The sequence below is a fragment of the Haladaptatus sp. W1 genome (assembly GCF_001723155.1).
Lineage (GTDB): Archaea > Halobacteriota > Halobacteria > Halobacteriales > Haladaptataceae > Haladaptatus > Haladaptatus paucihalophilus.
Genome location: NZ_MEIH01000117.1, coordinates 1 through 5,300 on the forward strand (window position 1 = coordinate 1; position 5,300 = coordinate 5,300).

Here is a 5,300-nt window from a genome sequence, read left to right on the forward strand (position 1 = left end):
GACTCAAGACCGCCAGCAGGCTGATGTACGTCGCCCACCGAGGCCAACAAGATGCAAAGGGTAAACCACGATGTGACCACGACAAAACGTTGAACTGCGGAGACAACGAAGAACATCACCATTCGACACCGACCTGGATACGGAGTAGTCGCGGTGCGAGTTCCACCGACGGTACATGTCGTTTGACGATGACTGCAGTGAACACGTAGATGATTATCTCCGCACGATGGAGGCGACAACGACACCAATCGGGCCAAACCGAAGCGTGAGAATCACCCGATAACACGTTGATTATGAGTGCAATACTCGACACGCGCATGTTCACGTCAGGCCTATCGAGACCGTTGAGCGTTTGGGTCAATGGCGTTGTCTGCGTCGAAAGTACACAGTATCCGCAATACCGGCGAGGAGTGATACGCCAAGTGTGTACTCTGGTCCGTACACGGTCACGACGAGCGCTCGTGGAATCGCCAGCGCACCGAAAAAGATCGGCACGGCGAAAATGCTCGAAAAAGCGATCGTGTTCGTGACTTCCTGTCCGACAGTTTTCCCTTCTGCCCGGAGTCGACTTACGCGCGGCATCAAGCCACTTCCCGCGAGTGTCGCGACGAACGTTGCGGGAGCCGTTAACTGTGCCGCGATTTCGTAATTTGCCGCCGCCGCTGGCAGTAATAGCATCCCCAGCAAAATCACGTCGAGCCGGTTATAGAGGGTAGCGAAGAAATCCGTCGGGATACTATACCGGGCGTATTGAGCGAGGCTAAAGAACGTGTCGACCGACGGAACCGCTGGTCTCGTCCCGATATAATAGAAGATAACAGGAAACGTAAACACCGTCGCCCCTACTAGACCGTACACCATTCCGTCCGCAGCGTATCCAGTGAGGACGAACACGAAAAAAACTTGTAACGGAAGTGTCAGATACGACCGAAGCGCATCCGTCCACGTTGAAAGTCCGACTCGACCGCTCGCCGTCAATACGCGGTCGAACGCCTCGTAGTTCGACTCCGACACTAACAAGACCACGAACAAGAACGGTGCCATGGCGATACCACTGTACGACCGAAAACGGTCGGCCAACAGCAATCCGATCGCCGTGGCAATGAGGATCCAAACCGCGTTGAAAAGGAACTGCGCACCGACGAGTTCTCGTCGCTTCGTTTCATTGTCTGCAAATTGTTTCTTGCTAGCGGTCGCCCAGCCCATCAAGGGCCGATCCGCAAGCTTCGTTACACTGAACAGTAAGTAGTAGCCACCGAATGCCTTCGGCCCGAGTTCCCGTGCAAAGAGAATACTCCCGAAGAATCCGACTGCTGCCATCGCAAACTTCGCAATCGTCGCCTTCGCCGTCTCACCACCGAGACTCACATCAGTCGCTTCGGTCACATGCCACCTCCACGACGGGCAGCCATATCGAGTGTCGGGACGATAGCACTGGCGAGTGATCGACTAGGCATAGCCGAGACTTTCTAACTGTTCGACCACGGTGTCCGAAACGTGGTCTTCCATCGCTCTTTCGAGGTTTAGCGACTCGACTGCTTCCGAAATTTTTGGTTGCCACTGTTCGTCACCGACGAATCCGTCGAGCGTCTCGTAGTGATACTGCTCCTCTGCGATTCCATAACAGTCCCGGTCGTACTTGTCTGGGTCATTTCCGACCTTCTCGACGACTTCCCGCCGACGTTGGGATAAACCTCGGTACTCGACTAGCCGTGAATCGCGGTTCGTGGGTAGAAGCAAGGATTCTCCCCGAGGACTTGGTATGTCGAGATTAGCGAGGTCAGCAAGCGTCGCGTGAACGTCCACGAGGCTCGCTACGCTCTCGGCGTCCGGGATGTCCACGTCACCAGAGATGCAGAGAGGTACGTGGCTTACCTCTGGACGAATCCCTATCCAGTGCAACCATGTATCATCCTCGCCGAGCATTTCGCCGTGGTCTGCGACGGTAATGACTACGTCGAAGTCTTCCTGAACCGCTTGGAAGATTTTCTCGTACATGTCCGATTGATATCGGACGGCGTCGTCGTACGCGGTACGTGGCCATTCCGGGTCGTCGTAGCCACCGAGCAGCGACGGACGCTTTTTGTTTATCTCGGGACGCTTGACTGTTTTATACTCCTCTGGGGGTCGTAAGGAGCATGTGCTTCCATGAGATTTAAGAACAGGAATTCTCCGTCTGTGTCGAAGTTCGATTTCCGGACGTATTCTAATGCTCGCCTGCTCCCTTCGTCTTCGTGCGAGATGAGTCCGAGGTCGTTCAATTTCATCTTGACCCCATACTTCAACGACGGGACTGTATCAGAATCGTCGGTAAGACACTGATAGAGGGCTTTGAAATACCGTGATGCCCCGTCATCCTGATGCTTCGAGATGAATGCACCCCAATTGAACGTGTCCTCGCTCGGGATTTGTTTAACTCTCCATGACTCTTTGATTTTATCAAATCCTCTATCGAATTTAAAGTTCGAGGACATATATATGTTCGACGTAAACCCTCGCGTTCGATAACCTCTTTCCGACAGCCGTTCGACGATCGACGTCTCGGTCGCGGGAAAGAACTCATTCTTCTTGTTTACTGGGACTTCACTCGGGTATTTTCCAGTGAACAGCGACGCGTGAGCGGGGCCGTCCAGTGACTCGTACTCCATGCATTCTCGAATCGGGTGCCAGGGAGCCAGTCAAAATGTTTGTCGAAATAGTCTTTCCGCAAAGTGTCGAGTACGATAAGTGCAATATTGGTCATTGTTTTCCTTGTTGACGAATTTTGTCTATGACATCCCAGACACTATTCCGCCACAGCTAGTTATTCAATCGACCTATTTTCGTATCTGGTACAAGAACGTTTTGTATCTGTCGACAACTCTGATTCGGGTTGACGGCGTCAAAGAGTGGAGTCCACTCAGGCGTATCCTAAGTCTTTCAGTCGGGACACGATATCGTCATCCAAATCATACTCCTCGTCCTTGACGTGCCGGTGGTCACACTCCGAGACGAGTTCGTTGATCCGTTGTTTCGGGTTCTCACAGGGAGCAGATCCCCGCTCACTCCACCCGTCGAACGTCTCGTATCCGTAGTAGTCACCGGACACTACCCCGATTAGCTGCTCGTTCAGTCGATCTGCATCCACTAATCCTTCGTTCCGTAGTCCAAGATAGTTTGCTTTACGTAGCCCATGGTACTCCGTCAAGAACTCGCTATTGTCGAGTTCTCTAAGCAGGTTCTGTCCGCGCCCGTTCGACTCGATATCGATGACGTCTACCAGCGTTCGATGGACATCAAAGAGATTCACGGCTACATCGCTCTCGCCATGTGCACCGTCGGCGGTGTACACCGACAGTGGCACGTTCGTGAGTTCGGGATACAACCCAAACATATGTCCCCAACTGTCGTGTTCTCCGAGAAGCTCTCCGTGGTCGCTAACGGTGACAATGATGTCGAAATCCGCCTGGAGTTCTTCAAATATTTGCTCGTACACGCGTGACAGATACCGAATACTGTCGTCGTAAGCCTGTCGGATGTCAGAAGGGCAGGCATCCGGACTCTCTACTGTCGCGGAGATAGTGTCCACATCTACGTCGACCGTCTTGAACGGTTCTGGTGGATCGTAGGGTGCGTGTGCTTCCATGAGATTCGCGAAGAAGAATTCTCGATCACCGAAGTCGGTTTCTCGAACGAAGGACAGTACGCATTCGCTACCACCGCCAGTGACCAAATTTCCGAATCCCATATCACGAAGTTTCAACTTCGCTCCGTGTTTCAACGACGGAATCGTTTCGTAGTCGCCAAATACGCACCGTTTTAGCGCAATGGCAAACCGTTCCGGCCCCATGTCTTTGGACTCCGCGATGAACGCCTCCCAGTCGAACATTCCCTCGCCTATCCCCTCAATTTGGAACTGGCTGTCGAATTTCTGAAACCCACGGTTAGCGTCAAATGCAGGAGAAATGTTCGGATTCGCGCTAATCCCTCGTGTGATGTAGCCAGCGTCCGCGAACCGTTCTGCGAGAAGTGGTTCCTTACAGTCGAATCGCTGTGAGTTGGTATAGATGCCAACTTCGCTTGGATATTTCCCGGTGAACAGCGATGCGTGGGCAGGAGCTGTCCAGTGGCTCGTACTCCACGCGTTCTCGAATCGACGACCAGGAAGCCAGTCAAAATGTTTGTCGAAATAGTCTTTCCGCAGAGTATCGAGTACGATAAGTGCGATATTGGTCATTATTGTCCTCTGTAGCGAATGGCGTTCACAACTTCCCAAACACCATTTCGCCAAAGCCAATCGTTTATCCGTCCTATGATCGTGTTTGGTACAATAACGTCATTGTATCGGTCGGTGTAGGTGGTTTTAAGTTGTTCTTCCAGCGTGGTGTCGATAGTCGCTCGCGGCATTTCGGGATGGGTCATTCGAACGCAGTCGCTGTATCTACACTTGCCGTCGGCGTCCCGCTCCATTCGCCAGCCGAATTCGGTATCGTCTCGCCAGCCAGCATACTCACTGTCGAATCCACTGACGGCGAGCGCCGCATCTCGGTCGAACGCGAGGTTACAACCGACGTACTTCTGTTCCCCGGTATAAGTTCGCCCGCCCTCCACTCTACCCTCCAGACAAATAAGGGTCGGATGTGCCTCGAACTCGTGTGCGATCGCGGAGAGCCACTCCTCTTCCGGGCGGCAATCATCGTCTGTAAGGGCGACGATTGGCGCGTTTGCGGCCTCGATTCCGGCGTTTCGTGCCTCGCAGATGTCGAGGCTGGCGTCGTTCACCACTAGTGCTTCGAACGAATCGAAGGTCTGGGATTCGAGACATGCGACGACTTCGACGTGGCTGTTGTCGGGAATCGTCGGAACTACCACCGAAATACGTGGGTCAGTCGCGGTGATGGGGTGCTCTATCGCCATCTTAGTCCTCCGTAACCGTTTGGGCGACGACGTCCCACAGTCCGTCCTGAAACGACTCGTAGCTGTATCGTTCAGCCTGCTGCTGAATTACGTCGCTATCGTACTTCGTCGAATCGAACCCCTGCACAACCTCCCGTATCGATTCCCTATTCGGTTCGAACAACTCGCCAGTCACTCCTTCCTCGACTTGGTATTTCGTGAACCCCTCGTTCACGCCGAGGAGTGGCTTTCCTGCCATCAGTGCTTCAGCACCGACGAGCCCGAAGTCTTCCTGTACCGGTGCATAGATAACCGCCCTCGAACGTGCGACAAGCGATTCGATGTCCTCTACGAATCCTCTGACTTCGATGTTGTCGTGACCTCGTGCGATGCGTTCGAGTTTCTCCCTATCTGCACCGTCTCCG

The 5,300-nt window shown here is 53.4% G+C and carries 6 protein-coding genes; all 6 read right to left on the minus strand.

Annotated elements, in window-relative coordinates; all coding sequences use genetic code 11:
• Positions 1-357: 357 nt before the first annotated feature.
• Positions 358-1,386 carry an oligosaccharide flippase family protein gene (locus BG842_RS06510; protein ID WP_342764793.1) on the minus strand — a complete coding sequence of 343 codons (1,029 nt, stop codon included), beginning with the start codon at positions 1,384-1,386 and terminating at the stop codon, positions 358-360.
• Between the two features lie 63 nt (positions 1,387-1,449).
• A complete protein-coding gene (locus BG842_RS27265) occupies positions 1,450-2,205 on the minus strand; it encodes a sulfatase-like hydrolase/transferase (RefSeq protein ID WP_342764794.1) in 756 nt (251 codons plus the stop codon).
• Positions 2,088-2,648 (minus strand): hypothetical protein, encoded by a 561-nt coding sequence (locus BG842_RS31175; RefSeq protein WP_083252457.1) that lies wholly within the window; start codon positions 2,646-2,648, stop codon positions 2,088-2,090. The genes BG842_RS27265 and BG842_RS31175 overlap by 118 nt, the downstream gene beginning before the upstream one ends.
• A gap of 251 nt (positions 2,649-2,899) precedes the next feature.
• Entirely contained in the window at positions 2,900-4,216 is a 1,317-nt protein-coding gene (locus tag BG842_RS06520) for a sulfatase-like hydrolase/transferase (RefSeq protein WP_069450150.1), read from the minus strand.
• Positions 4,216-4,896 carry a glycosyltransferase family 2 protein gene (locus BG842_RS06525; protein WP_069450151.1) on the minus strand — a complete coding sequence of 227 codons (681 nt, stop codon included), beginning with the start codon at positions 4,894-4,896 and terminating at the stop codon, positions 4,216-4,218. The genes BG842_RS06520 and BG842_RS06525 overlap by 1 nt, the downstream gene beginning before the upstream one ends.
• A 1-nt stretch (position 4,897) precedes the next feature.
• On the minus strand, positions 4,898-5,300 hold a 403-nt coding region (locus tag BG842_RS06530; RefSeq protein ID WP_139136046.1), incomplete at its 5' end, for a glycosyltransferase.